Raw genomic sequence first — 25037 nt, 5'->3', positions numbered from 1 at the left:
CTCCTTTGAACCAAGAATGGGGATCTGAACCGCTCGGTTCAAGTCTGTATATATGTTTGTGGCATGTATCCTGCGCGCAAGACCGGAATAACGGGCGCCGGCGTCAGCACTTTCACGTGCTTTGGCAGAGCGTTGGCAGCGGCATACCCGTCAAACGACCAGCGCCAGATACCCTGCCGGATCAGGTAGGCGTCCGCGCCCACGGCGACCATGGTGCCATCTGGCAAATCCGCCGCCTTTGCCTCGAACGTTACTTTCTGGCGCCGTTGGATGCGCGCCCGGTGCAGTATCCGGTCGATGCATTGCGGCAGAGATCTCCCCGCCTCTGGCCCTCCGTGAACGTCGCGCCAAATCCGCGTGAAGGCAGCGTATCGGTCACGCTGGCACTCGCCACAGGGGCGATGCCCCGCCGCCAGGGCCGTCGCCTCATCCAGAAAGAACAGCTCTGTATAGGTGCCCGGCGACATGACCTTTCGGTGTCGCCCCTTGAAGCTCAAGACACAGCACACCCAGTTCTGATGCGCATGTGTACGGATCACGCTGTGCCCGTCGTGCACAATACCGCGGTTTCCCATGCGTGTGCCGCGGGCCTTTGTGACAGTGAACCGCCCGAAGGGGTCGACACGATTTTGCAAGGGCATGGCGGCCTCCCCGCAAGATCTCAGAGCAGATGGCCTGACTTCTCAGCCTTCACCGCGAGATATCGCTCGTTGTGTGCCGACAGCCCGACCTTCAGCGGCACGCGCTCGGTCACATCAATGCCGCTGGCCGTCATCATGGCAATCTTGGCAGGGTTGTTGGTCATCAACCGCACCGCCGAAAAGCCAAGCTTTTCCAGGATCTGCGCGCCGAGCCGGAAATCGCGTTCGTCATCCTCAAACCCCAGCCGATGGTTTGCCTCCACCGTGTCAAAGCCCTGATCCTGCAAGGCATACGCCCGCATCTTGTTGGCCAGACCGATCCCGCGCCCCTCCTGTTGGAGATAGAGCAAGACCCCCTCGCCCTGCTCACCCATCTGCGCCAGCGCCGCATTCAGCTGCGGTCCGCAATCGCATTTCAAAGAGCCCAGAAGGTCGCCGGTAAAACACGCGGAATGCAGCCGCGCGAGCACAGGCTTGGAACGGTCCGGGCGGCCGATCTCGATTGCGTAATGCTCGTCCGAGCCATCGTCGGGGCGGAAAATATGCAACCGCGCGTTCTCTGCCGCGCGCAGCGGCACGCGGGCGGACACCACATGACCCAAGGCGTGCAGCGATGCCATCAACGGCCCTGCGGCCACGGCATCGAGTTCGGTCAGCAGCTGCCCCGTGGCATAATCGGCCCGAACCGGCACCACCAGGGCGGCTGGCAAAAGGCGCGCCGCCTTGCACAGGGCGATGGCCACCCGGTGCATCACCGCCTCACCGTCGCGGCGGCTGGCCAAAGGGCCCTTCATCGGTTGCGCCAGATCCTCGGAGGGGTCGGCGATGCCCTGAACCCACTCCAGCCCCGCACGACCGGGCACGATCACCCGCGCCAGATCGCCGTCGTACGCCCGCGCCTTGAGCGTCTCCGCCCGCCGTCCGGTGATCGCCAGATCCACGGCACCAAGCGCCAGCACCTCTGCCAGGCGGACCTCGGATACGGTTTCGGCAGCAGCCACCAGCACCGCGCCGTCCTTTCCATGCAGCACAACCGGAACGCCCATGCGCAGATCACCCCGCGCCCGCGCCAGTAATTCTGTCAGATCCGGTCCCATGGGCAGCCTCGCGTTACAAAACCCGGTTTTTCCTGTAACAATCCGTCCTCACAGACACGAGAGCGTGAGAAGACTGCCACAATTCTTGTCAGCACCCCTGCTTGCCGCCATCTGCCATGAAAGGCAACAGCCGGTCACAATTGCTGGAGGTAACCCATGGCACAACTGAGAAACATCCTATTGGTCGATGACGACGAGGACCTGCGCGAAGCGCTGGCTGAACAGCTGGTCATGACAGAGGACTTCGAGGTGTTCGAGGCCGACAGCGCCGCCACCGCCATGGCCCGTGCCAAGGAACAGATCTACGACCTGATCATCCTCGATGTGGGGCTGCCCGACACCGATGGGCGCGAGCTGTGCCGCCTGATGCGCAAGCAAGGCGTGAAATCACCGATCCTGATGTTGACCGGTCACGACAGCGATGCGGACACGATCCTTGGCCTTGACGCCGGGGCCAATGACTATGTGACCAAGCCATTCAAGTTTCCGGTCCTGCTCGCCCGCATCCGTGCCCAGCTGCGTCAGCATGAACAGTCCGAAGACGCCGTGTTCACCGTCGGGCCCTACACCTTCAAACCGGCGATGAAGACGCTGGAGACAGAGGACAGCCGCAAGATCCGCCTGACGGAGAAAGAGACGAACATCCTCAAGTTCCTCTACCGCTCCGCCGATGGTGTGGTCCCCCGCGACACGCTGCTGCACGAAGTCTGGGGCTACAACGCAGGCGTGACGACCCACACGCTGGAAACCCACATCTATCGCCTGCGTCAGAAAATCGAGCCCGACCCCTCGAACGCGCAGCTTTTGGTGACGGAGTCCGGCGGCTATCGACTGGTATCGTGACCCGGCGCGACCATACCTAGGTCGAACTTCTCGGGCTTGGGTTTAGGCAATACAGTATTGAGAGACGGCAAGCGGCGCGAGCCGCCTGACACAAGTTCCCGTCGCATATGCGGGTCATCATATGCACCTCCCTGTTGGACTTGGCCCGGGCATTGCCCGGGTCTTTTTTTTGTCGCAACGCCGGTCTTCGCCGCCTCGGGAGGCGGCTTTGCCGCGCCTGTCCAAAGTCACGTGGGGCTAGGAATCCAAAGACCGAAGCGCATGGCCTTATCGCGCGTCAAGATATTGGCGCACGGCCTCCTGGACATGGCGAAAGCGATCCCCACCCAGATGCTTCCCACCGTACCAGCGGGTGACGACCACGATTTCGTTGCGCAGATCTTCGCGTTCCAACATCCGCAGAATCACCATGCCTGCACCGCTTTCCCCATCGTCGTTCTTCAGCGGCGCGTCCTCGGTGAGGCAGGCCCATGTGTTATGCGTCGCCTTGGCGAATTTCTTGCGCCGCTTGAGCTCCTTGAGGAAGGCGGCGGCCTCATCCGCGCCAGAACAGGGACCGCCCGCCACGGCATAGCGCGATCCACGATCAGATATGATATTTTCCAGAACCAGCATGGCGCACAGTCTTAGCAGCGCTGCCGCCCCCGCAAAACCGCAAACTGCCGCTTGATCGAAACAGGCTTCGGCGGTTTCGCCGAGACCCATTTTTCGCTCGTGACGTTTTGGATGGGTCAGCGACCTCGATCCGGGTTTTGACAGGAGCGCCCTCAAAGACAGTCGGTATTTATCCGGGTTTATTCCCCGCAATATTCACCACATCATGCGGCATGTGGCACCGCAGATTGTAGCGGCGCGGCACAATCGCTAAGCTTGGAGAATGTCGGATTTGAAACCACCGCCCCGCCACCTGGAATACCCCGATCTCGCTGTGCCTGTTCGGGACTGGTGGGCGCGCGATTACGACCATGTTTTCGTGGTCTTCAATCCGTTCTTCACCGTTCCGGGGCACCATCCTGCAACCTCCGTCTTTGGCCCGATCGAAATGGACGCCGCCAGCGCGCGGGACGCCATGGTGCAGGCGCAGGTTCTGCAGGCGCACCCGGATATGGCACCGCCGGATTTCCCCGACACCATCAAGACCACCGGCCAACCCGTCCGCTGGGAGGCTGTGCGTCAGGCCATCGGCGCGCCGGATCAGGAAACCTTCGAGCGCACTGTCTGGCTGTGGACGCTGGACGTGGACCGCGATGACCGCGATCCTCAGATCAGCGCCGCGCTTGACCGCCATTGCGAGAGCATGGGGCTGTATTCGCCGGAGGAAGACCTGCTGCCCGCCGTTATGGAGCCGCAACTGGGCCGCTACCTGCAAGCGCTGGATCTGGACAAGGTCACGCTGTGGAGCGAATGGCGCGAGCGGGCCCGGTCGATCCCGACCGAAACCCTGTTGCCGTCACACCCCGCGCAGGACATTCCGGGGGAAAAGGTCTCGGCCGTGGCAGCGTCGGGCCTGATCCTGACCTGGGCGTTTGACGATGTGGTGGGCCTGCTTGCGGTGACCGACGCGCTGTATCAGCAGGCGCAGCCGCAGGACTTCCTGGAGTGTCGGCCGCTTCACCCTGACAGCTATGCGGATCTGTTCAATCCGCGCGATGCCTTTGACCGGACGCCAAAAGCCCGCTCGCAGTAACCCCCCGGAAAAGCAAACGGGCGGTCCCGAAGGACCGCCCGCTGAATATGAGCAACGTGGACGCAGGTCGGGGCTGGACCCCGACCCAAGACCCAAAAGGTCTTATTCGGCCTGCTCGTCTTCTTTTGCCAGCTCGGTGCCGGTTTCCTGATCGACCATCTTCATGGCGAGGCGCACCTTGCCGCGGTCGTCAAAGCCAAGCAGCTTCACGAAAACTTCCTGGCCTTCCTTCAGCACATCCGACGGATGGTTCAGGCGACGGTTTTCGATCTGGCTGACGTGCACGAGGCCGTCACGCTTGCCAAAGAAGTTCACGAAGGCGCCGAAGTCGACGATCTTCACGACCTTGCCTTTGTAAACCTGACCTTCTTCCGGCTCTGCCACGATCGAATAGATCATGTCATAGGCCTTCTGGATGGCTTCACCGTTCGGCGAGGCGATCTTGATCACGCCGTCGTCGTTGATGTCGACCTTCGCACCGGAGGTTTCCACGATTTCGCGGATGACCTTACCGCCCGAACCGATCACTTCACGGATCTTATCGGTAGGGATGTTCATGGTCTCGATGCGCGGCGCGTGCTCGGAGAAGGTGCCCGCCTCGGTGATCGCCTTGGACATCTCTTCCAGGATGTGCAGGCGGCCTGCCTTGGCCTGACCCAGCGCGGTCTTCATGATCTCGGGCGTGATGCCAGCGACCTTGATGTCCATCTGCAGCGACGTGATGCCGTTTTCGGTGCCAGCCACTTTGAAGTCCATGTCGCCGAGGTGATCTTCGTCACCCAGGATGTCCGACAGGATGCCGTAGTTGCCGTCTTCTTCCAGCACCAGACCCATGGCCACACCGGCCACGGCAGCCTTCAGCGGCACACCGGCGTCCATCATGGACAGGGAGCCACCGCACACGGACGCCATGGAGGACGAGCCGTTGGATTCGGTGATCTCGGAGACCAGGCGGATGGTGTAGGGGAAGTCGGTCGCCGCCGGCAGAACCGCCTGCAACGCGCGCCATGCGAGCTTGCCGTGACCGATTTCACGACGGCCCGGACCGCTCACACGACCCACTTCGCCAACCGAGTAGGGAGGGAAGTTGTAGTGCAGCAGGAAGTTGGATTTGAAGTTGCCGTGCAGCGCGTCGATGAATTGCTCGTCGTCGCCGGTGCCCAGCGTGGTCACGACCAGCGCCTGAGTCTCACCGCGTGTGAACAGGGCAGAACCGTGGGTCCGCGGCAGAATGCCGGTTTCGGACACGATGGAGCGCACCTGATCCAGAGCACGACCGTCGATGCGGCGCTTGTTCACCACAACGTCGGAGCGCAGAACCTGAGATTCCAGCTTTTTCAGCGCGGCGCCAAGGTTGGCATCGGCCAGTTGCTCTTCGCTCAGACCGGATTTGATCTCGTCCTTGACGGCGGCAACAGCGGCGGTGCGCTCCTGCTTGTCAGAGATCGCATAAGCGGCCTTCATCTTGTCTTCGCCAGCGGCTTTGACCACGGCGAACAGCTCGGAATAATCCGGAGGCGTGAAGTTGAACGGCTCTTTCGCGCATTCTTCGGCCAGCTCGATGATGAGGTCGTTGACCGGCTGGATCTGCTCGTGTGCGAACATCACCGCGCCAAGCATTTCCTCTTCGGTCAGCTCGTAGGCTTCGGATTCCACCATCATGACGGCATCTTTGGTGCCTGCCACAACCAGATCGAGGCGCTGCTCGGGGTTGTTGCGCAGATCGTGCATGTCGTCGACGGTCGGGTTCAGAACGTAGGAGCCGTCCTCGAAGCCGACGCGGCACCCTGCGATCGGCCCCATGAAGGGCGCGCCGGAGATGGTCAGCGCCGCGGAGGCCGCGATCATCGCAACGATGTCAGGATCGTTGACGAGGTCGTGGGACAGCACGGTGCACATCACCAGAACTTCGTTTTTGAAGCCGGGAACGAACAGCGGGCGGATCGGACGGTCGATCAGGCGGGCGGTCAGCGTTTCCTTCTCGGTCGGCCGCGCCTCGCGCTTGAAGAAGCCGCCCGGGATCTTGCCGGCGGCGTAGTATTTCTCTTGGTAGTGAACCGTCAGCGGGAAGAAGTCCTGGCCTTCCTTCTGCTGCTTGGCAAAGGTCACGTTGGCCATGACGGAGGTCTCGCCCAGAGTGGCGATGACGGTGCCGTCGGCCTGGCGTGCAACCTTGCCGGTTTCCAGCGTGAGCGTTTCTTCGCCCCACTGGAGTGTCTTTTTCACTTCGTTAAACATCTAGCGTATCCTGTCTGGAGGCACTCCCGAGCCCTCTCGGGTCCCCCGTTTGCACAGCGGCCCCATTGCCGCCGATCCCTCGTATCGTGTCATGCGCCGGGATCAATGCGTCACGTCTCAGATTGTCGCGCCATACACGAAAATAACGTCTTTGGGAAGCCGCTTCCGCATGACGGCGAGTCAAAAGCCGGGTCCGATTGACAGCGCGGTGATCCCGCCGGACCATGCAGCGGACCAAGGAGACGCCAATGTTTGCCAAATCCGACCTCCGCTATACCGCGCAGCCCCTGCCCCCGCGGCCTGCGCTAACCGACGCGCAGGTGCTGACCGCCGCGCGCACCTTCGAGGACGCCATGTCCACGCGCTGCACCACACGCGATTTCGACACCCGCCCGGTGGAGCGCGCCGTGATCGAAAGCGCCATCCGCACCGCAGGTGGTGCGCCATCTGGCGCCAACCACCAGCCCTGGCATTTCGTGGCGATTGGCAATCCCGCGCTGAAGGCACAGGTGCGCGCCGCCGCCGAAGAAGAAGAGGCCCGGTTTTACGAGGGCGCCGCCGGCGACGAGTGGCTTTCGGCCCTTGAACCGATCGGCACCGGCCCATCCAAGCCGCACCTCGAAGACGCCCCTTGGCTGATCGTGATCTTTGCCCAACGCTACGGGGAGTTCGACGATGGCACACGGTACAAGAATTATTACGTCAACGAATCCGTCGGCATCGCCACCGGCTTTCTGATCGCGGCGCTGCACCAGGCGGGCCTGTCGTCGCTGACCCATACTCCCAATCCGATGAAATTTCTCAATGACCTGTGTCAGCGCCCCGCGTCTGAAAAGCCGGTCATGATCCTCGCGGTGGGACATGCCGCAGCAGACGCCACCACCCCCTCCGCCGCACGGATCAAGAAACCGCTGGACCAGATCATGACGGCTCTGGATTGATTTGAAATGCCAAGGGGCGCGCGTTTTTCGTCCCGCCTCGCGGAAAGCGTGATAGACGCGGCGAAAATCCGTATTTTCACGCCAATGGAGTCATGTGACATACCATGAGCCTGCTTCAGATCACCTCGTTTCTTATTGTTCTGGCCGCTGCCTTCGGGGTGGTGAATTACTTTGTTTTCAAACTGCCTTCCGCCATCGGCATCCTTGTGGTCGCGCTGCTGACCTCCATGGCCGCGCTTGGGGTAGACGCCCTGGTGCCCAGCATCACGCTGGGCGACGATCTGCGAATTCTTGTGACCGGTATCGACTTTTCCGATACGCTGCTCGAAGGCATGTTGGGGTTTCTGCTCTTTGCTGGCGCCCTTCATGTGAAGCTTTCGGATCTCAAGGCCGTCTGGCCCACGGTGCTGCTGATGGCGACCATCGGTGTCGCCCTGTCCACCGCCGTGATCGGCATTGGCTTTCACTGGCTCACAGGTGCGCCGCTGCTGGTGGCGCTGATATTCGGCGCTGTGGTCTCCCCAACTGACCCGGTCGCCGTGATGGGCGTTCTGAAAGAAGCCAATCTGGCCAAATCATTGGAAACTCAGGTGGCGGGCGAAAGCCTGTTCAACGACGGCGTCGGGTATGTCGTTTTCCTGGTCCTCGTCGGCCTCGCCTATCCGGCGGCCTCTCACGACGGGGACCACGACGCCGTCACCGGCGCGCTGCTGCTGTTTGTCCAGGAGGCTCTCGGCGGGGCGGCTCTGGGCTTGGTGCTCGGCTGGCTCACCTTCCGCGTCATGCGCCACATCGACGACTATTCGCTGGAAGTGCTGATGACCCTCGGACTGGCCTTTGGCGGTTACGAGCTGGCGATCACGCTGCATGTCTCGGCCCCCATCGCCGCTGTCTGCTCGGGCCTGCTGATCGGCGACATCGGTGCGGCGAAAGGCATGTCCGAACTGACCCGCGAATATGTCGAGAAATTCTGGGTTCTGGTGGACGAAATCCTGAACGCCGTGCTTTTCATGCTGATCGGCGTGGAAATCTTTGCCGTGCAACTGGAAATGGACATGCTGGTGACCGGCTTCATTTGCATCGCCTTGTCCTTGATCGGGCGGCTCGTCGCGGTGGCGGTACCGCTGGCGCTGCTGAAGCCGTTCCAGACCTTCGCACCCGGCGTTTTGCCGATCATGACATGGGGCGGACTGAAGGGCGGCATCTCCGTCGCGCTGGCCTTGTCGCTGCCTGACAGCGAATGGAAGCCGCTGATCCTGACCGTGACCTACGTGATCGTCGTCTTTTCGATCATCGTGCAGGGGCTGACGGTGGGCAAGCTTGCCAACAAGGTCGGGCGCGAACCGGATCTTGTCTGACCCGTGTCGGTGCTGCCAGAAAGTGACAGCACCGACCGCTAGTCTGAGGGCATCACACACAAAGGATGTTCTCCATGATGACCCTCTATCATTCGCCGATGTCACGCTCCTCGCGCCTCGTAACCCTTATCGATGACCTCGGCGCGCAGGACCACGTTGACATCCATATGACCTCAATCAAGCGCAGCGATGGAAGCGGCGCGGCGGACCCGGCCAATCCCCACCCCGACAAGAAGGTTCCCGCGTTGGACCACGATGGCACAGTGATCGTCGAGAGCATCGCCATAGCGCAGCACCTGTGCGATGTTTTTCCGGACGCGGGCCTGATGCCCGCTATCGGCACGCCGGACCGCGCGAAATGTCTGGAATGGCTGGCGTGGAACACCGGTGTCGTAGAGCCTGTCACTCTCGCCAAGGTGGCCGGTATTAATAACCCTCTGTTCCAAAGCACGTTTCGCGGTTGGGACGATCTGGTCGAACGGCTGACCACAACGCTCGGGGGGCAGCAGTGGCTCTTGGGCGAGACTTACAGCGTCGCCGATCTGATGGTGCACTCGCTGTTCAACTGGATGCCAGACCTTTTGCCGGACCAAGACGGGGTGCGTGACTGGCATGAACGGATGCAGGCACGCCCTTCCGCGCAGCGTACATGGCAGCGTGATCAGGCCGCGATGGCCGCCTGACCCTCACTGCGGGGCATCCACGCACGACCACGCCAAAGAAAAACGCCCGCGCCGAAAATCGGAGCGGGCGTTTCCCTGTCCCTCGAACGCGTAACGTGCGTTCGGATAAATACGCTTAGCGGCGGATGCCGAGGCGCTGGATGAGGTCACGGTAGCGCGCCTCTTCCTTGCCCTTGAGGTAATCGAGCAGCTTACGGCGCTGCGCGACGAGCTTCAGAAGACCACGACGGGAGTGGTTGTCCTTCTTGTGGGTCTTGAAGTGCTCAGTCAGGGTGGTGATGCGCGACGTCAGGATTGCGACTTGTACTTCCGGGGAACCGGTGTCGCCTTCCTTGGTTGCGAATTCCTTCATCAGGCGGTTTTTTTCTTCGACCGTAATCGACATCGGGGTCTCCTTTAATCAAAGGGGTAATGGCGCGAGCCGGGATGTCGTCCAGCAAGGCCCGTGGAGATGCGGAACCGTAAGGCCCCGCCCGGATGGCTGCGCTTACGCGATTCCAACCACATTGGGAAGGGGAAATCGCGCCGCACTGCGGTGTCAGGCCAATGCCACCTGCGCCGCCAGGCTTTCGCCCACCAGAAAAAGCTGGTCGAGCGCCGGCGCATCCGCCGTCGGAAGCATGGTCAGAACCTGACCATTCAAGAGGATTTCCGTCACATCGGAATTTGTCTTGGAAACGCGTATCTCAACCTCGGGTGCGGTGTCTAATGCCGAATCGTCATAGACGATGACGATCTGATCCTCTGCCGCGTCGTAGTCCATCATCGTTGCGGCCTCGCCGGTGAGCCAATGGCCCGGCATCATCGCGTCCGCCCCCTCGCCCCCCTCAGCGCCAAGTGAAACGGTATCAGCCGCACCGGAATATGGCGCGTTGCTGCCCTCCGCATTCAACTCGGTCTCATCCGAGGCAACGCCGCTCTGAATGTCGCCCCCCGAGCCACCACTCGACGCATCATTGCTGAAGTCACCGGACAGCGTATCCGCCTCGGTGCTTGCGATATCATCGGCCTCAGGACTGCCGGCTGGCACGCCTGCCGTGCCGATCCCCGGTTCACCATCAAGACCCGCCATGTTGATCAGACCCAAGCGTGCAAAGAGCGACCCGGTGGCCGCCTCTTCGTTGCCCATCGGGGACATTGGCGCTTTCAACGCAGACGCATCGCCGGGCAGACTGGGCGGCGCACCCGAAACGCCGTCTGGTTCGGTGGCGTCGCCATCTTCGTCTTCGCCGCCGCTGTCGACGGCCGCTTCGGGTGAAATCAGAACAAGCGTTTCCCCTGTATCGACCACCCCCGCTCCGCCGGGCATATTGTCGGTGACGCCGCTGTCGAACACGCCTTCGCCTGCCGCCATCCGGTCGGTGACACCGTTTTCGGCAACACCCGCATTCGCATCGTCGCCCCCCGTGCCGTCGTTCGCATCACTGCCGGCTGGATCGCCCACGTCGTCGCCCATAGAACCGGGGTCATCATCCAAAATCAGATCGTCGGTCAGTTGTGTTCCAGTATCGGGGATATCCTGTTCGGGCAGCTCATCATCTTCTTGCAGGCCGCCGGTGCTGGCGATCACCACGGACCCCAGCGCCATCATGCCAAGCACACCTGCGAGAAAAAACATACCTTTCGACCCTTCGAAGAAACCAGTCGGAGCATCACAAACAACCCGAGTCTCTCCAAAGAGTTTCCCGTAAAACGATTAAGGAAACGCCTCCCGCCCCTCATATCGTCGTGCCACCGGCCAAGGCTGCGGCAAGACGTCATAGGAAACATAGAGTGGGTGGCGCGGGTGACCGTCCTTTGTCAGCCCGAGATGCCGCACGTCGCCCTGCAACAGACCGGCCACACGTCCGCATTGCCCGTTGAGGACGCCATGCACGCCCCAAGCCGCAAGCGTCACTTCAGCCTTGCCCGACCAGTCATGCAAAAGCCCTGCGTTCTCAGGCCCTTCGGGATCGCTGGCCCGCTTCAAATCGCGCGGATGCATGGCGCGAAAGGCGAAGAGATTGGCGATCCGCATGCCGCCGAACCCCAATTTCACCGCGCGCCGCTGACACCGTTCAATCGTTGGATCGTTCGCCACCTCTGTTGCCGTGGAGGGGTTGAGCATGACGTACAGCAGTTCATTCCCCGGCCCCCAGACCCTGCGAAGGCCATAGCGATAGACATCGCAAGGCGAATAATACCCCCAACTTTCGACATTTCCTTCGGTCGCACGCCGCTCGATCATACGCGCAGATTGCTTGGGTTTCGCCGTCCCTGCAACCTATTGACATAGCGCGTCCGGGTGCGTCCTGTGCGCGCGAAGCATCGCATTCCGGAGCCCGCCATGAATATCGAGATGATCACTGCCGCTGCCGCACGGCTGGACGGGATCGCCCGCCGCACGCCCCTCCTGCATGCACCCGCGCTGGATGCCTTGGCCGGGCGTCGGGTTCTGGTCAAACCGGAGTGCCTGCAGCACACCGGCAGCTTCAAGTTTCGCGGGGCCTACAGCGCCTTGTCCGCAATGACCCCGGAGATGCGCGGGCGCGGTGTTATCGCTTTCAGCTCTGGCAACCACGCCCAGGGCATCGCACGCGCAGCCCAGATTTTCGGCGCGCCAGCGGTGATCGTGATGCCCTCCGACGCGCCTGCGCTCAAGATCGAAGGCACGCGCAGCTACGGGGCTGAGGTCGTCCTCTACGATCGTGGGCGCGAAAAGCGCGAGGAGATCGGTGCGCGTCTGGCACAGGAACGCGGGCTGACGCTGGTCAAGCCTTACGACGAACCGCAGGTCATCGCCGGACAAGGCACATGCGGCTTGGAAATCGCCGCGCAGGCCTTCGAGCTGGGGGTGTCGGAGGGCGACGTTCTGGTCTGTTGCGGCGGCGGCGGCCTGACCGCAGGCATCGCGTTGGCGCTGGAGGCCGAGGCCCCCGGCCTGCGTCCCCGCCCGGTCGAACCGCAAGGCTTTGATGACACGGCACGATCCCTGAAATCCGGCATCCGCGAGGTCAATCCGGTTGAGGCGGGTGGGCTGTGCGACGCCATCCTGACACCACAACCGGGGGAGCTGACCTTCCCGATCACGCAAAAGCTGTGCGGTCCCGGCTTGGTGGTGAGCGACGAGGAGGTGCTGCGGGCCATGGCATTGGCGTTTCGGCATCTGAAATTGGTGGCAGAACCTGGTGGCGCCGTCGCCTTGGCCGCCGCCCTGTTCAGCGCGGATATCACAGCCGATACGGTGATATGCACCATCTCTGGCGGCAACACGGATCCGGCAACCTTCGCCCGTGCGCTGACCTACATTTGACGCTTAGGGGGCAGGAACCTTGATGACTTGGCCTGCCCCTTGATCTTCGTCAGGGGGCGAGCCGGCGCGCCTCGTCCACCAGCATCACCGGAATGCCATCCCGGATCGGAAAGGCCAGCCCGGCTTTTTCGCTGATCAATTCCTGGCGGTCGATGTCGTAGTCCAGGCGCGCTTGGCTTACGGGGCAAATCAGCGCTTCCAGCATACGCCGGTCAAATTCCGTAACGGTCATTGCATCACATCCCCTTCGCCGCCCCGCAGAGCATATTCAATCAGCGTTATCAGCGTTTCACGACGTGTCTGCAACGAAGGCGCTTCCAACAGGGCCTGTTTATCTTCAGGGCCAAAGTCCAGCAACATGGCAAGCGAGTTGATCAGAAGCTCGTCATCCGCCTCGCGCAAGGTTTCCCAGTCTGCGGACAGATCACGGGCTTCAAAGAACCGGTTGAGCAGAGCCATCATCCGGTCGCGGTCAAAGCCATCGTCATGCTCCGCCCCGCCTTGGTCCCGATCAAAGCCTGTCCAATCCACACGGAAGCGGCGGTACGGCTGAAAGCCTTCTACTTCCTCGACCGTGCGAAAGCGCGAGATGCCCGCGAGGGTCACCATGTAGCGCCCGTCTTCCGTTTCCGAAAACTGTGTCACGCGACCGGCGCAGCCGATGCGGTGCACCGCCGTGGACGCCCCTTTTGGCCCCGCGGATGGCTGGATCATACCGATCAGCCGCGTGTCTGTTTTCAGACAATCGTCCAGCATTTGCAGATAGCGCGGCTCAAAGAGGTGCAGCGGCAGTCTTGACCGGGGCAGCAAAAGAGCCCCGGGCAAAGGGAAGACGGCGATGGTGTCTGGGAGGTCGGTGAGACGTATCATGTTTTCCAACCTAGGCCGCTCCTTGGGTCAAGCAATCGTCCTCAAAGAAATATCATTGAGCTAAGCTTGCGGCGGCCATTCAGAACAACCGGATCGTTGGGTTTGAGCGCATCGAAAACTGTGAAAAGCTGCGTCTTTGCCGCACCGTCGTTCCACTCGCGATCGCGCTGGAAAAGCTCCAGCAACTGCGCCACGGCACCCTCTGCATCGCCATTGGCGTGCAACGCCTGCGCCAGATCAAACCGCGCCTGATGGTCGTCGGGATTGGCCTCGACCTGCGCCTGCAGCTCACCGACCGGCCCGGCGCCTGCCGCCTGCTTGGCCAGTTCCAGTTGTGCGTGCGCGGCCTCAAGCTCGGGGGCCTTGGAAATTTCCACGGGTGCACCGTTCAGAATGGCCTCCGCCTGCTCCAGATCGCCAAGCGAAATCTGGCACCGGACCATCCCGGCAAAGGCGCGTGCGCTGGTGGCGTCCTCTTCCAGAACCGCAGCGTAGATCTCCAGCGCATCCGCCGCGGCGCCTTGCTCCAGCATCTCGTCCGCAGTGTCCAGCGCCTCGCTCAGGCCATCCTCCGGGGCTTCACCGCCCCCGGCCTCGACAACGCGCGCGACGAAGGCCTTCAGCTCGGATTCCGGCAACGCGCCTTGGAAGCCATCCACAGGCTGCCCTTTGTAAAAGGCATATACCGTCGGGATCGACTGGATCTGGAGCTGGCTGGCAATCATCTGCGCCTGGTCAACGTTGACCTTGACCATCTTCACCGCGCCTTTGGCTTCGGTGACGACCTTTTCCAAAGCCGGGCCAAGCTGCTTGCACGGGCCGCACCACGGCGCCCAGAAATCGACGATAATCGGCGTCTCTTGCGAGGCTTCGACCACCTCTGCCATGAAGTCGGCTTCGGTGATGTCCTTCACCAGATCGCCCGGCTGACCGCCCTGCGGCTGTAGATTGAGGTCCATGATCTTTCCCCTCTGGGCTGAATGCGCGTTTGATGGCTTAGATGGCGCACTGATGGCAGTGATGCAAGGGCAGCCTCCAAAGACGCTTTGCCTTGATCACTGCCCAGCAGCGTTTCCGTCAGGTCGGTTCAGTCCGATCTTCAAAAGGCGCCAAGGCTTCACACCCGGTCCAAAACCCACGTGCCTCACAGCACCTTGCGTTCAGACATCAAAGGTCGCGAACACCGGAGCATGGTCCGAGGGCTTTTCCCACCCGCGCGCATCGCGCAGTATGCGGGATCCATAGGCCGACGACGAAATATCGGGCGTGGCCCATATGTGGTCCAGACGGCGGCCCTTGTCCGCAGCAGACCAATCCTTTGCGCGATAGGACCACCACGAATAGAGCTTGCCCTCGGTGATGTCCTGACGCGTCACGTCGACCCAGGCCCCGGCCTCCATAGCCGCGTTCAGCGCCTCAACCTCGACAGGCGTGTGCGACACGATCTTGAGCAGCTTCTTGTGATCCCAGACGTCGTCCTCGCGCGGAGCGATGTTCAGGTCGCCAACGAGAATTGCCTTTTCCGGGCGGTCCTCGTGGAACCAGTCGCGCATCTCCGAGAGGTAATCCAGCTTCTGACCGAATTTCTCGTTCTTTTCGCGGTTCGGCTCGTCACCGCCCGCCGGAACGTAAAAGTTGTGCACGACAACACCGTTTTCCAGGCGCGCCGCCACATGGCGCGAATGTCCCAACCCGGCGAAATCGCGGTCGCCCACGTCCTCCAGCGGCAGTTTGGACAGGATCGCCACACCATTATACCCCTTCTGGCCGCGCGCGACCATGTGTCCGTAGCCCAAGGCGGCAAACCGCTCCAGCGGGATCTGATCCACCGGTGATTTGCACTCCTGCAGGCACAAGACGTCCGGGGCCTCCTGGGTCAGGAGCGTTTCCACCAGTCCGGCCCGAAGCCGCACTGAGTTGATGTTCCAGGTCGCCAGCGTGAACGCCATCGGCTCTCCTTTCGGGGCGCTTGCCCCTTGATATGTCAGATGATTTCGTCTTCGTCGAAAAGGGGTTGGCCGTCGTGGTGGGCGTCAAAGCCCTCCTCTGCCGCCGCTTCGGCATGTTTCTTCAACGCCGGTTCCGCGATGTGGAACAGCGCGTCGCCCTCGTTCACCACCGGCAGGTTGGTCCGCCCGACGACAATGCCATCGAACTCGGCCAGCAGCTCCGATTCATTCTCGCCGAACGGGTCCGACACCAGGCCCAGAACGTTGCCTGCCTCGACCCAATCGCCACAGGCCTTGAGCGTGCGCAACAGTCCACCGGTGGGCGCGCGCACCCAGCCTGAATTGTCGCAGAACACCGACAGGCCGCGCGCTTTGGGCACGCCGCGCTGGCCGATCATTTCCAGCTTTTCCATCACCCGCAGGATGCCCGCCACCCCGGCGCGCGCAGCGAATTCGTCAAACCGCAGCCCTTCGCCGGCCTCATACAGCAGCACATCCACCCCGGCCTCCCCCGCCGACAACCGCAGCGACCCTTCGCGCACCTTGGAGATCATGGTGACCGGCGCCGCAAAGGCATCGCCCAGCTCTCGCAGCCGCTTTGATCCCGGTGTCAGGCGGATCTGAGGCAGGTTGTCCCGCCCAACCGCAGCCGAATGCAGGTCAATACCCACATCGCAGCGTGCCACAACTTCGGACATGAAAAGCTGCGCCAGCCGCGCGGCGAGCGACCCCCGTTCGTGGCCGGGAAAGCAGCGGTTCAGGTCGCGCCGGTCCGGCAGATATCGCGACTGGTTGAGAAACCCGAAGGAGTTCACGATCGGCACTGCAATCAGCGTGCCTGACAATCGGTTGATCGGCGCGGCGCGCAGCAGGCGGCGCACGATTTCCACCCCGATGACCTCGTCCCCGTGAATGGCCGCCGAAACGAACATCACCGGTCCGGGCTTGCGCCCGTGCACCACATGCGCCGACAGGTTGACCGGCGTGTGATCGGACAGAACAGACACGGGCAGATCCACCGTGCGGCGGGAACCCGGCGCGATGGTCTCACCGCCCAGAGTGAAAGGGGCTAGCGTAGTTCGAGGGCTCAAGGGTTCAACATCTCCTGTACCGCCGCGAACAGAGGGTCATACGCCCCGGTGTCCGACCGGCATCTGAATTTCCGCGAGGTCCAGATCCGAGTCGATCAGCCCCTGTCGGGCGCCCTTGTAGATGGCCTTGGCCACATTCGCCATATCTACGCTCTTTTTACGATAATAGCCGGAGCTATAAAGGCACAGCCGCGCTGCTTCGACAGGCGGAATGCCCCCCTGAGATGCCGTCGCGTTGAAGACCGCGACCGCCGCAATCGTGTTTGTGGCGGTTTGCGCCAGAACTTTGGCAAAGGCCCCCTTCACGCCGCCAAGACCGACCTGCAAAGACGGCGTGTTGCCCGCATTCACCGACGCCAGCACAAGGTCGCCCTTTGAAGCCAAGCCTTGGTTGAGTGGCGCGTGGTCCTGCACGGTGTCGCCGTGCTCCTGATGAAAGCCGAGCGGTATAATGTCGCGCGGGTGCGTGTTCCGGCAATGAGCGTCACGGAACCTCCTGAATGAAAACAGGGTAAACCTACGGCCTCACCGCGCGCTGTGCCAAAAGGAAAATGGCAAACGCCCCGGCCTTTCGACCGGGGCGCGTCAAATTGCGTAAAGCCAGCGCTTACGCAGGGTTCTTGGCGAACCGCAGATAGGGAAGCTTGATGTCCAGCTCGCCGTATTTCTCGGTGGCGGCATCGTTGTCCAGCGACAGGGCGACGATCACGTCCTGGCCAGTTTCCCAGTTGGCGGGCGTCGCCAGCGGCTGGCCCCAGGTGCGCTGCAACCCGTCCAGTGCGCGCAGGATTTCGGCAAAGTTGCGGCCCACGGACATCGGGTAGGTCATCGTCAGCTGGACCTTTTTGTCCGGCGACACGATGAAGACCGAGCGCACTGTTGCGCTGTCTGCCGGCGTACGGCCATCGGGCAGGTAGGCTTCGGCGGGCAGCATGTCGAGCGCCTTGGCCACCTTTAGATCGTTGTCGGCGATGATCGGAAAGCCGGCCTTGGCCCCGCCAAAGGACTCGATGTCGCCCTTCCAGTTCTTGTGCTCCTCGGCGCCATCGACGGAGATGCCCATGACCTTGGTGCCGCGCTTGGCCCATTCCTCCGACAGCTGGGCCACGGCGCCGAATTCGGTGGTGCACACCGGGGTGAAATCCTTGGGATGCGAGAACAGGATCGCCCAGCTGTCGCCGATCCAGTCATGCAGGTCGTACTCTCCCAGATCGGTGGTGACATGCAGGTTCGGAATCTCGTCGTTGATGCGCAGTGACATAGTGGTGTCCTCTCTCTGTCTGCCCGCTTTGGGCAATTGTCTATCTTAGATACGTTCGGCCTGACGCATGTAAACCCCTCCCTTGCACGCCTCAACGCGCAGTGACAGAGTGCCGCCATAACCCGACCGTCCGGTCGGGAGAAAACACGCGCCCGTGTCCAGCCAGACGGCAGATGGGGTGCAGCGATCGGGAGAAACAGCAATGCTCGACAAGCGTCAGTTTTACATCAACGGTGTCTGGGTAGACCCGGCACACCCCAACGACCACGAGGTCATCGACCCCGCGACAGAGGACGCCTGCGCGGTGATCTCGCTGGGGGCACAGGCAGATACCGACGCCGCCGTGGCCGCCGCAAAGGCCGCCCTGCCCGGCTGGATGGCGACGTCGCCCGAGGACCGCATCGCCGCACTGGAACGCGTCTATGCGGCTTACAAGACACGCACCGAAGATCTGGCAAAGGCGATCTCCACCGAAATGGGCGCGCCCATTGCACTGGCCAGCACCTCGCAGGTCGGGGCCGGCTTGTCGCATCTGAAGAACTTCATTGCCGCCGCCAAGGCATTCGAGTGGGAAAAGCCGCTGAATGCCGACACGCCGGACACGCTCATCCGTCACGAGGCCGTGGGGGTCTGTGCGCTGATCACGCCGTGGAACTGGCCGATGAATCAGGTCACGCTGAAGGTCGGCGCGGCGCTGGTCGCGGGCAATACGATGGTGCTGAAACCGTCGGAAGAAAGCCCGCTCGATGCGATGATCTTTGCGGAGATCATGGACGCAGCCGACCTGCCGCCGGGGGTCTTCAACCTTGTGAACGGTGACGGCGCGGGCGTCGGCTCGCAACTGTCGTCGCACCCCGATGTGGACATGGTCAGCTTTACCGGTTCCACCCGCGCAGGCATTGCGATTTCCAAAGCCGCGGCTGAAAGCCTGAAGCGCGTGCACCTGGAGCTTGGCGGCAAAGGCGCGAACCTCGTGTTTGCCGACGCCGACGAAAAGGCCGTGAAGCGCGGCGTTCTTCACATGATGAACAACTCCGGGCAGTCGTGCAACGCTCCGTCGCGCATGATGGTCGAAGCCTCGCGCTACGACGCCGCCGTCGAAGAAGCCGCCGCCACCGCCAACAAGGTGCAGGTGGGACCGCCGTCCGAGGACGGACGCCACATCGGTCCGGTGGTCAACGCCACGCAATGGTCGAAGATTCAGGATCTGATCCAGAAGGGCATCGACGAAGGCGCGCGCCTTGTGGCTGGCGGCACGGGCCGTCCCGACGGTCTGAACAAGGGATTCTACGTGCGTCCCACGGTCTTTGCAGATGTCACCAACGACATGACCATCGCCCGTGAAGAGATCTTTGGCCCGGTGCTGTCGATCATGAAGTTCGAGACCGAGGAAGAAGCCGTCGCGGTTGCCAACGACACGCCCTACGGTCTGACCAACTATGTGCAGTCCACCGACGTTGATCGTCGTCACCGCCTGGCGCGTCAGCTGCGGTCCGGCATGGTCGAGATGAACGGCCAGTCACGCGGCGCGGGCGCGCCCTTTGGCGGCATGAAGGCGTCCGGAAACGGGCGCGAAGGCGGCTCCTGGGGCATCCATGACTTTGTCGAGGTCAAGGCTGTTTCGGGCTGGGCCTCCGAATAAGCGAACGAGGGGGGAGGCGCTGCCTCCCCCCTACCCCTGCCAGGTGTTTGCGAAGCACACAGGCAGGCGCGATCAAAGACCTGTGGGCGTTGCCTCAGTCTTGAGATGCGGCAAAGCGCGGTCGGGTTCGGTTGGCATAGGCCACAAGCGACAGCATCACCGGGACTTCGACCAGCACCCCGACAACCGTTGCCAGCGCGGCGCCGGAGTTCAGGCCGAAGAGCGAGATTGCCACCGCCACCGCCAGCTCAAAGAAGTTCGACGTGCCGATCAGGGCGCAGGGAGCGGCGATCCGGTGCGGCACCTTCAGCGCATAGGCTGCGCCGTAGGCCAGCGCGAAAATGCCGTAGCTCTGAATCACAATGGGCACTGCGATCAGCAAGATCACCGTAGGTTTGGACAGGATCTGGTCAGCCTGCAGGCCAAACAGAATCGCGACTGTGACGATCAGACCCAGGATCGACAGCGGTTTAACGCGGGCCGTGAAGGCGTCGATCCGCGCCTGCGTGCCCAGCGCCCGTCGCGTTGCCAGACCTGCCAGCAGCGGCAACAGCACATATAGCAGCGTCGCAAGCACCAGCGTTTCCCAAGGCACCGCAATTTCCGTGACGCCAAGCAAGAAGCCAACGATGGGCGCAAAGGCAAAGACCATGATGACGTCGTTCACAGAAACCTGTGCCAGTGTATAGGTTGCGTCGCCACGGGTCAGTTGCGACCAGACGAAGACCATCGCAGTGCAGGGCGCGGCCCCAAGCAGGATCAGCCCGGCGATGTATTGCGCTGCATCCTCGGGTGCGATCCAGCGGGCAAAGATCACCTCGAAGAAGAGCACCGCCAGCGCGGCCATGGTGAACGGTTTGATCAGCCAGTTCACCACCAATGTCACCAGCAGCCCGCGCGGTTGCCGGGCCACACCTTTGAGAGCACCGAAATCCACGCCTACCATCATCGGAAAGACCATCGCCCAGATCAGCACCGCGACCACGAGGTTGATCGACGCGACCTCTGCCGCCGCGATGGCCTGTATAAGGCCCGGCGCCAGCAAACCCATGGCGATGCCAGCCCCCATGGCCATTGCCACCCAGACGGTCAGCAGCCGTTCAAACCTGCCCATCGGGGCCGTGTCAGGGACGGTTTTGGTCATGTCTGATCCTTTTCATCCTGGCCATCGGAAAACCGTGCCTAGCGACGACGTATGACAGCGCCATGACGCGCCTCAGAACGGCGCGTTGGCCCGAAATGTCATACCTTTGCCGTTTTCGGGATGGTTCACACGCAATTCCTCGGCGTGCAGCATCATGCGCGGGTATTGGCTTGCCGTCTCCGGGTTGTACAGCTCATCCCCAAGGATCGGATGCCCCAGTGACAGCATGTGCACGCGCAGCTGGTGTGTCCGCCCGGAGTGCGGAAACAGGCGCACGCGGCTTTCTTCGTCCGACGCCTTCAGCACGCGATACCCGGTGAGCGCGGCCTTGCCCGTCTCGTGGCAGACCATCTGCCGCGGGCGATTTGGCCAATCCACGATCAGCGGCAGATCCACATCCCCGGTCTTGGGCTCCAACCGTCCCTTGACCCGGGCGACATAGGTTTTCTTTGTCTTTCGCTGCTCGAACTGCAGGTTGAGGTGTTTTTGCGCATGGGCCGTCAGGGCAAACACCATCACGCCAGAGGTGTCGCGGTCCAGCCGATGGATCAGACGCGCCGTGGGAAAGGCCGACTCCAGTCTTGTCAGCAGACAATCGGCCAGCTCCGGCCCCTTGCCCGGCACGGACAAAAGGCCCGCCGGTTTGTCGACGATCAGCAGATCGCTGTCTTCGTGCAACACGGGGATCTCACCAGAGGGGGGCATGTATTCGCTCATGCCCCTTCCCTACTGATCGCCAGCCAGGGTGCAAGGGGGCGCTGCGACGCAATTGCGCCTGTGGCCCGGTGGTGTCCGGATAAAAACCGACGCGCCGATGACGAAGCCGCCAATGATGACCACACGGGCCTGACCGGGCAGCGTCATGACAGAGCCTCCTTTAATCGGTCAGACGATCTCGTGTCCGGCGGCCGTCAGACGTCTGGCGATCTCGGCGATATGCGCCGGTCCCGTCTCGCAGCAACCGCCAAGAATGGTGGCCCCATGATCGAGCCAGGACAAGGCATGATCCGCATAGTCCAGCGGTCCCATATCGGACCGCGCGCTCAGTGCCTCAACCGTCGACGCATCGCGGCGAAAATCCTCGGTGATGTGCGTAAAGGCATTGGCGTAGGCCCCGCACGGCAGACCGCTGCGGGATACGATATCCAGGGCGGCAGGCATCACCTCCGGGACCGAGCAGTTCACCAAAACCGCCGCCGCACCATCGCGCAGAACCGGCAGCACATCCGCCAATGGCTCGCCTGACCGCAGCCGGGTGCCATCGGTGTCATCCACCGTCACCGCCAGCCAAAACGGCCTGCCCGCGCTCAACACCCCCTCCGACATGGCCTGCGCCATCTGCACGGAGGCCGCCGTCTCCGCGATCATCAAATCGGCAAACGGGGCCATCAAGCGGGCCTGTTCGGCATAAAGCGGCACAGCCTCGGCAGTCGCCGGATGATTGTCAGGGCGATAGCTGCCGCCGAGCGGCCCGGTGCAGCCCGCAATGCGCCCCGATCCATGCGCCGTGCGCGCGGCAACGGCCTCTCGCATCGCGGCGTCGATCAGTTCCTCGTAGCGGCCCTCGATGCCGGCGACCTTCAGACGGTCCCGCAAAAGCGCATAGGTGTTCGCGGTCGCAACCGTCGCCCCGGCGGCGAAATAGTCCGCGTGGACCTGTTGCACCAGACCGGGGTGATCCATCATCACCTGCGTCGACCACAGCGGTGTGGGTGGGTCGCCCGCGCGATGAACCAGCTCCTGCCCCATCCCGCCGTCCAGAAGTGTCACCTGCATACGTGCGCCTTTCTCATGGCATGTCTCACGACAGCGTCGGAATCGCCGATGCTCCCAACGCCAGCCCGTAGAAGATAAAGCACCCCGCCAGCAAGCGTCGGATTGCGACGTTGGCAAGTGCCGACAGCGCCCGCCGTCCCAGCCACGCGCCAAGCGCCGTGTACGTGGCGTAGCTGAGAAAGGTGATGGTCAGTGCCGTGGGCACGATGACGACCATCTGCTGTGCGATCGGCACATCCTCCATGACAAATTGCGAGAATGCGGCGAGGTAGCCGGCCACGGACTTGGGGTTGATTGTTGCCACAAGGAAGGCACGCAGCCAGATCGCCCGCGCAGGTTCGCCCTGCGCCACGTCGGTCTCCCCCAGGGGCCGCGCCGCACGTCGCCAATTGCGCAAACCCAGCCAGACCAACAGCGCTGCGCCTGCCAGCTTGCCCACGAGAAACGCCGTCGGAGAGGCCGCGATCAGCGCCGTCACCCCGGCCGCGGACAGCCCCAGAAACAGTGCCGCCTGCGACAGGATGCCCAACACCCCCCACAAAGCGCGACGGAAGCCATGTGTCATCCCGGTCTGAATGCAATTCGCAGCATTCGGCCCCGGCGAGGTGACAAACAGCACCCAGAACCCCGCGAAGACCAGCCAAGCCTGCGGCGTCATTTAGCGTCTTCGTGCGGGTGACAGGGGCATCCGGCGCGGGTCAGGGGACCGCATCCGCAATACTCGCTCGTCCTCACACCGCGTTCCCGAACGCATCATCAAGGATCGCCTGAAGCGCGTCGGCATCGCCTTGGGTGAAGGCATCTGGGAAATCGCTGTCGAGGTCAAAGACCCCAAGCAGCCGTCCCGCGCCATCGCGCACTGGCAGGACCAATTCCGACCGGGTGGAGCTGGCGCAGGCGATATGGCCGGGAAACGCGTCCACATCCGCCACGATCTGCGCCTCGCCCGTGCGCGCGCAGGCCCCGCAGACGCCTCGCGCAAAGGGAATCACAAGGCACCCATGGCCGCCCTGGTACGGGCCGATCTTCAACAGCTCCGGCGCGGTGACGCGGTAAAAGCCCGTCCAGTGAAAGCGATCATCGGCGTGATGCACCTCGCAGGCAACAGTGGCCATGAGGGCGACGGCATCCGTCTCGCCCTCGGTCAGGGCGGCGATGGATTTTCTGAGGTCTGAGTAGTCAACGGTCATGGCGTCGCTTTTGGCACGCGGCGCGACGGGGGGCCAGCCCCCGCCCCCCGGAGTATTTTGGCGCAAAGAAACAGCGCGCGGCAGCGCATCCGTCGATGTTACATGCGTTCGATGGCGATGGCCGTACCTTCGCCACCGCCGATGCAAATAGCTGCCACGCCACGCTTCAGCCCGCGTTTTTCCAGTGCGTTCAACAATGTGACGATGATCCGCGCGCCGGAGGCACCGATGGGATGGCCCAGCGCGCAGGCACCGCCGTTCACGTTCACGATGTCGCGGGGCAGGCCCAGTTCATGCATGAACGCCATGGGCACCACGGCGAAGGCTTCGTTCACCTCCCACAGGTCGACGTCGGATACCTTCCACCCGATGCGGTCCAGCAGCTTGCGTGCCGCCGGGACAGGCGCCGTGGGGAAGTCCTTGGGCGCCTGCGCGTGGCTGGAATGGCCCAGAATCCGGGCGCGTGGCGTGGTGCCTGCAGCCTCTGCCGCCTCCAGCGTGGTCAACACCAGCGCCGCCGCCCCGTCGGAGATCGACGAGCTGTTGGCCGCCGTCACGGTGCCGTCTTTGCGGAATGCGGGTTTGAGCATCGGGATCTTCTCGGGACGGGCCTTGCCGGGTTGCTCGTCGCGCGTGATGATTTCTTCGCCGTGGCGGAGGTGCAGCGTGACCGGCGTGATCTCCCGGTCAAATGCGTCGGTGCGCTCCGCCTCCAGCGCGTTGGACAGGGAGGCCAGGGCGTATTGGTCCTGCGCCTCGCGGGTGAATTGAAACGCCTCCGCACAGTCCTCGGCAAAGGTGCCCATGAGACGGCCCTTGTCATAGGCATCCTCCAGCCCGTCGAGGAACATGTGGTCCACGACCTGGCTGTGGCCGATGCGCGCGCCACCCCGCATCTTTGGCAAGATGTAGGGGGCTTCGGTCATGCTCTCCATGCCGCCGGCGACGATGGTCTGCGCATCGCCAAGCGCCAGCCGGTCCCAGGCCATCATCGCGGCTTTCATGCCGGAGCCGCACATCTTGTTCAGCGTGGTGGCGGGCACCTCATCGCCCAGGCCAGCGGCAAAGCCTGCCTGCCGCGCCGGAGCCTGCCCCTGCCCGGCAGGCAAGACACAGCCCATCAGCAATTCATCCACCTGCGGCGCCCCGGCCTGGACCAAAGCGGCGCGAATCGCCGCGCCTCCCAATGTGGCAGCGGGCACCCCGTCGAAAACACCCTGAAATCCGCCCATCGGCGTGCGCGAGGCTCCGGTAATCACCACGTCTTTCATCGTCTCTCTCCCCTTCGTTCTCCAATGCATACCCAATGGTAAGGATTGGCGTCTAGGCTCTCT

General features: G+C 62.7%; 28 protein-coding genes. 7 read left to right on the top strand and 21 right to left on the bottom strand.

Going from position 1 to position 25037, the window contains the following annotated elements; genetic code table 11:
• Positions 1-38: 38 nt before the first annotated feature.
• Positions 39-641, bottom strand: a complete 603-nt coding sequence (locus J4E08_RS08785; protein WP_349538148.1) for a hypothetical protein — start codon at positions 639-641, stop codon at positions 39-41.
• A 20-nt stretch (positions 642-661) separates the two neighbouring features.
• Entirely contained in the window at positions 662-1744 is a 1083-nt protein-coding gene (gene ribA / locus J4E08_RS08780) for a GTP cyclohydrolase II (RefSeq protein ID WP_246429279.1), read from the bottom strand.
• A 150-nt stretch (positions 1745-1894) separates the two neighbouring features.
• On the opposite strand from ribA, the gene J4E08_RS08775 reads away from it, so the two are divergent.
• Positions 1895-2581 carry a response regulator transcription factor gene (locus J4E08_RS08775; RefSeq protein ID WP_183963581.1) on the top strand — a complete coding sequence of 229 codons (687 nt, stop codon included), beginning with the start codon at positions 1895-1897 and terminating at the stop codon, positions 2579-2581.
• Between the two features lie 267 nt (positions 2582-2848).
• On the opposite strand, the gene J4E08_RS08770 is transcribed toward J4E08_RS08775, so the two are convergent.
• Entirely contained in the window at positions 2849-3196 is a 348-nt protein-coding gene (locus tag J4E08_RS08770; RefSeq protein ID WP_349538481.1) for a YigZ family protein, read from the bottom strand.
• A gap of 262 nt (positions 3197-3458) precedes the next feature.
• Between J4E08_RS08770 and J4E08_RS08765 the strand changes: the two genes are divergently transcribed.
• Complete coding sequence (locus tag J4E08_RS08765) at positions 3459-4268, top strand: DUF2711 family protein (RefSeq protein WP_349538147.1); 810 nt, start codon at positions 3459-3461, stop codon at positions 4266-4268.
• A 102-nt stretch (positions 4269-4370) separates the two neighbouring features.
• Here J4E08_RS08765 and pnp read toward each other — a convergent pair whose 3' ends face one another.
• The gene (pnp, locus tag J4E08_RS08760; RefSeq protein ID WP_349538146.1) at positions 4371-6506 is read right to left on the bottom strand and encodes a polyribonucleotide nucleotidyltransferase; all 2136 of its coding nucleotides are present in this window, start codon (positions 6504-6506) and stop codon (positions 4371-4373) included.
• Positions 6507-6754: 248 nt separating this feature from the next.
• On the opposite strand from pnp, the gene J4E08_RS08755 reads away from it, so the two are divergent.
• The 3 genes from J4E08_RS08755 to J4E08_RS08745 all read left to right on the top strand — a co-directional run bounded on the left by J4E08_RS08755 (position 6755) and on the right by J4E08_RS08745 (position 9488).
• Positions 6755-7447 (top strand): nitroreductase family protein, encoded by a 693-nt coding sequence (locus tag J4E08_RS08755; protein WP_349538145.1) that lies wholly within the window; start codon positions 6755-6757, stop codon positions 7445-7447.
• Between the two features lie 104 nt (positions 7448-7551).
• Complete coding sequence (locus tag J4E08_RS08750; RefSeq protein WP_349538144.1) at positions 7552-8805, top strand: cation:proton antiporter; 1254 nt, start codon at positions 7552-7554, stop codon at positions 8803-8805.
• Positions 8806-8879: 74 nt separating this feature from the next.
• On the top strand, positions 8880-9488 hold the full coding sequence (locus J4E08_RS08745; protein ID WP_349538143.1) for a glutathione S-transferase family protein: 609 nt from the start codon (positions 8880-8882) through the stop codon (positions 9486-9488).
• A gap of 115 nt (positions 9489-9603) precedes the next feature.
• Here the strand turns inward: J4E08_RS08745 and rpsO are convergent, their stop codons facing one another.
• The 3 genes from rpsO to J4E08_RS08730 form a co-directional block, all read right to left on the bottom strand.
• Positions 9604-9873 carry a 30S ribosomal protein S15 gene (gene rpsO / locus J4E08_RS08740; protein WP_183963601.1) on the bottom strand — a complete coding sequence of 90 codons (270 nt, stop codon included), beginning with the start codon at positions 9871-9873 and terminating at the stop codon, positions 9604-9606.
• A gap of 153 nt (positions 9874-10026) precedes the next feature.
• Positions 10027-11106: a hypothetical protein gene (locus J4E08_RS08735; protein ID WP_349538142.1), complete on the bottom strand. Its 1080-nt coding sequence runs from the start codon at positions 11104-11106 to the stop codon at positions 10027-10029.
• A gap of 78 nt (positions 11107-11184) precedes the next feature.
• Positions 11185-11715, bottom strand: coding sequence for a DUF1643 domain-containing protein (locus J4E08_RS08730; RefSeq protein WP_349538141.1), 531 nt, complete (start codon positions 11713-11715; stop codon positions 11185-11187).
• 99 nt (positions 11716-11814) lie between these two features.
• Here J4E08_RS08730 and J4E08_RS08725 point away from each other — a divergent pair, with 99 nt between their 5' ends.
• Complete coding sequence (locus J4E08_RS08725) at positions 11815-12780, top strand: threonine ammonia-lyase (protein WP_349538140.1); 966 nt, start codon at positions 11815-11817, stop codon at positions 12778-12780.
• Between the two features lie 49 nt (positions 12781-12829).
• Here J4E08_RS08725 and J4E08_RS08720 read toward each other — a convergent pair whose 3' ends face one another.
• The 7 genes from J4E08_RS08720 to J4E08_RS08690 all read right to left on the bottom strand — a co-directional run bounded on the left by J4E08_RS08720 (position 12830) and on the right by J4E08_RS08690 (position 17951).
• Positions 12830-13012, bottom strand: coding sequence for a Trm112 family protein (locus J4E08_RS08720; protein ID WP_349538139.1), 183 nt, complete (start codon positions 13010-13012; stop codon positions 12830-12832).
• Complete coding sequence (locus J4E08_RS08715; RefSeq protein ID WP_183963616.1) at positions 13009-13650, bottom strand: LON peptidase substrate-binding domain-containing protein; 642 nt, start codon at positions 13648-13650, stop codon at positions 13009-13011. Before J4E08_RS08715 ends, J4E08_RS08720 begins: the two co-directional genes overlap by 4 nt.
• Before the next feature lie 41 nt (positions 13651-13691).
• The gene (trxA, locus tag J4E08_RS08710) at positions 13692-14609 is read right to left on the bottom strand and encodes a thioredoxin (RefSeq protein ID WP_349538138.1); all 918 of its coding nucleotides are present in this window, start codon (positions 14607-14609) and stop codon (positions 13692-13694) included.
• Positions 14610-14810: 201 nt separating this feature from the next.
• Complete coding sequence (locus J4E08_RS08705) at positions 14811-15599, bottom strand: exodeoxyribonuclease III (RefSeq protein WP_349538137.1); 789 nt, start codon at positions 15597-15599, stop codon at positions 14811-14813.
• A 35-nt stretch (positions 15600-15634) separates the two neighbouring features.
• Positions 15635-16690, bottom strand: a complete 1056-nt coding sequence (locus tag J4E08_RS08700; RefSeq protein ID WP_349538136.1) for a succinylglutamate desuccinylase/aspartoacylase family protein — start codon at positions 16688-16690, stop codon at positions 15635-15637.
• A 36-nt stretch (positions 16691-16726) separates the two neighbouring features.
• On the bottom strand, positions 16727-17104 hold the full coding sequence (locus J4E08_RS08695; RefSeq protein ID WP_349538135.1) for a hypothetical protein: 378 nt from the start codon (positions 17102-17104) through the stop codon (positions 16727-16729).
• Between the two features lie 193 nt (positions 17105-17297).
• Positions 17298-17951 carry a peroxiredoxin gene (locus tag J4E08_RS08690; protein WP_349538134.1) on the bottom strand — a complete coding sequence of 218 codons (654 nt, stop codon included), beginning with the start codon at positions 17949-17951 and terminating at the stop codon, positions 17298-17300.
• A 202-nt stretch (positions 17952-18153) separates the two neighbouring features.
• Between J4E08_RS08690 and J4E08_RS08685 the strand changes: the two genes are divergently transcribed.
• The gene (locus J4E08_RS08685) at positions 18154-19593 is read left to right on the top strand and encodes an aldehyde dehydrogenase family protein (RefSeq protein WP_349538133.1); all 1440 of its coding nucleotides are present in this window, start codon (positions 18154-18156) and stop codon (positions 19591-19593) included.
• Between the two features lie 94 nt (positions 19594-19687).
• Here the strand turns inward: J4E08_RS08685 and arsB are convergent, their stop codons facing one another.
• From arsB to J4E08_RS08650, 7 genes are all read right to left on the bottom strand, one after another.
• A complete protein-coding gene (gene arsB / locus J4E08_RS08680) occupies positions 19688-20707 on the bottom strand; it encodes an ACR3 family arsenite efflux transporter (RefSeq protein WP_502949262.1) in 1020 nt (339 codons plus the stop codon).
• Between the two features lie 102 nt (positions 20708-20809).
• Positions 20810-21454: an RluA family pseudouridine synthase gene (locus J4E08_RS08675; protein ID WP_349538131.1), complete on the bottom strand. Its 645-nt coding sequence runs from the start codon at positions 21452-21454 to the stop codon at positions 20810-20812.
• 9 nt (positions 21455-21463) lie between these two features.
• Positions 21464-21601, bottom strand: a complete 138-nt coding sequence (locus tag J4E08_RS08670) for a hypothetical protein (RefSeq protein WP_349538130.1) — start codon at positions 21599-21601, stop codon at positions 21464-21466.
• A gap of 21 nt (positions 21602-21622) precedes the next feature.
• A complete protein-coding gene (locus J4E08_RS08665; RefSeq protein WP_349538129.1) occupies positions 21623-22513 on the bottom strand; it encodes a homocysteine S-methyltransferase family protein in 891 nt (296 codons plus the stop codon).
• Between the two features lie 25 nt (positions 22514-22538).
• Positions 22539-23171, bottom strand: a complete 633-nt coding sequence (locus J4E08_RS08660; protein ID WP_349538127.1) for a LysE family translocator — start codon at positions 23169-23171, stop codon at positions 22539-22541.
• 73 nt (positions 23172-23244) lie between these two features.
• Complete coding sequence (gene msrC, locus J4E08_RS08655; RefSeq protein WP_349538126.1) at positions 23245-23703, bottom strand: free L-methionine (R)-S-oxide reductase MsrC; 459 nt, start codon at positions 23701-23703, stop codon at positions 23245-23247.
• A 98-nt stretch (positions 23704-23801) separates the two neighbouring features.
• Positions 23802-24974: an acetyl-CoA C-acyltransferase gene (locus J4E08_RS08650; protein WP_349538125.1), complete on the bottom strand. Its 1173-nt coding sequence runs from the start codon at positions 24972-24974 to the stop codon at positions 23802-23804.
• Between the last annotated feature and the right edge of the window lie 63 nt (positions 24975-25037).

It is taken from the genome of Sagittula sp. NFXS13, assembly GCF_040148795.1.
In the GTDB taxonomy this organism is placed as follows: domain Bacteria; phylum Pseudomonadota; class Alphaproteobacteria; order Rhodobacterales; family Rhodobacteraceae; genus Sagittula; species Sagittula marina.
This window is presented reverse-complemented; position numbering and strand designations above follow the sequence as displayed.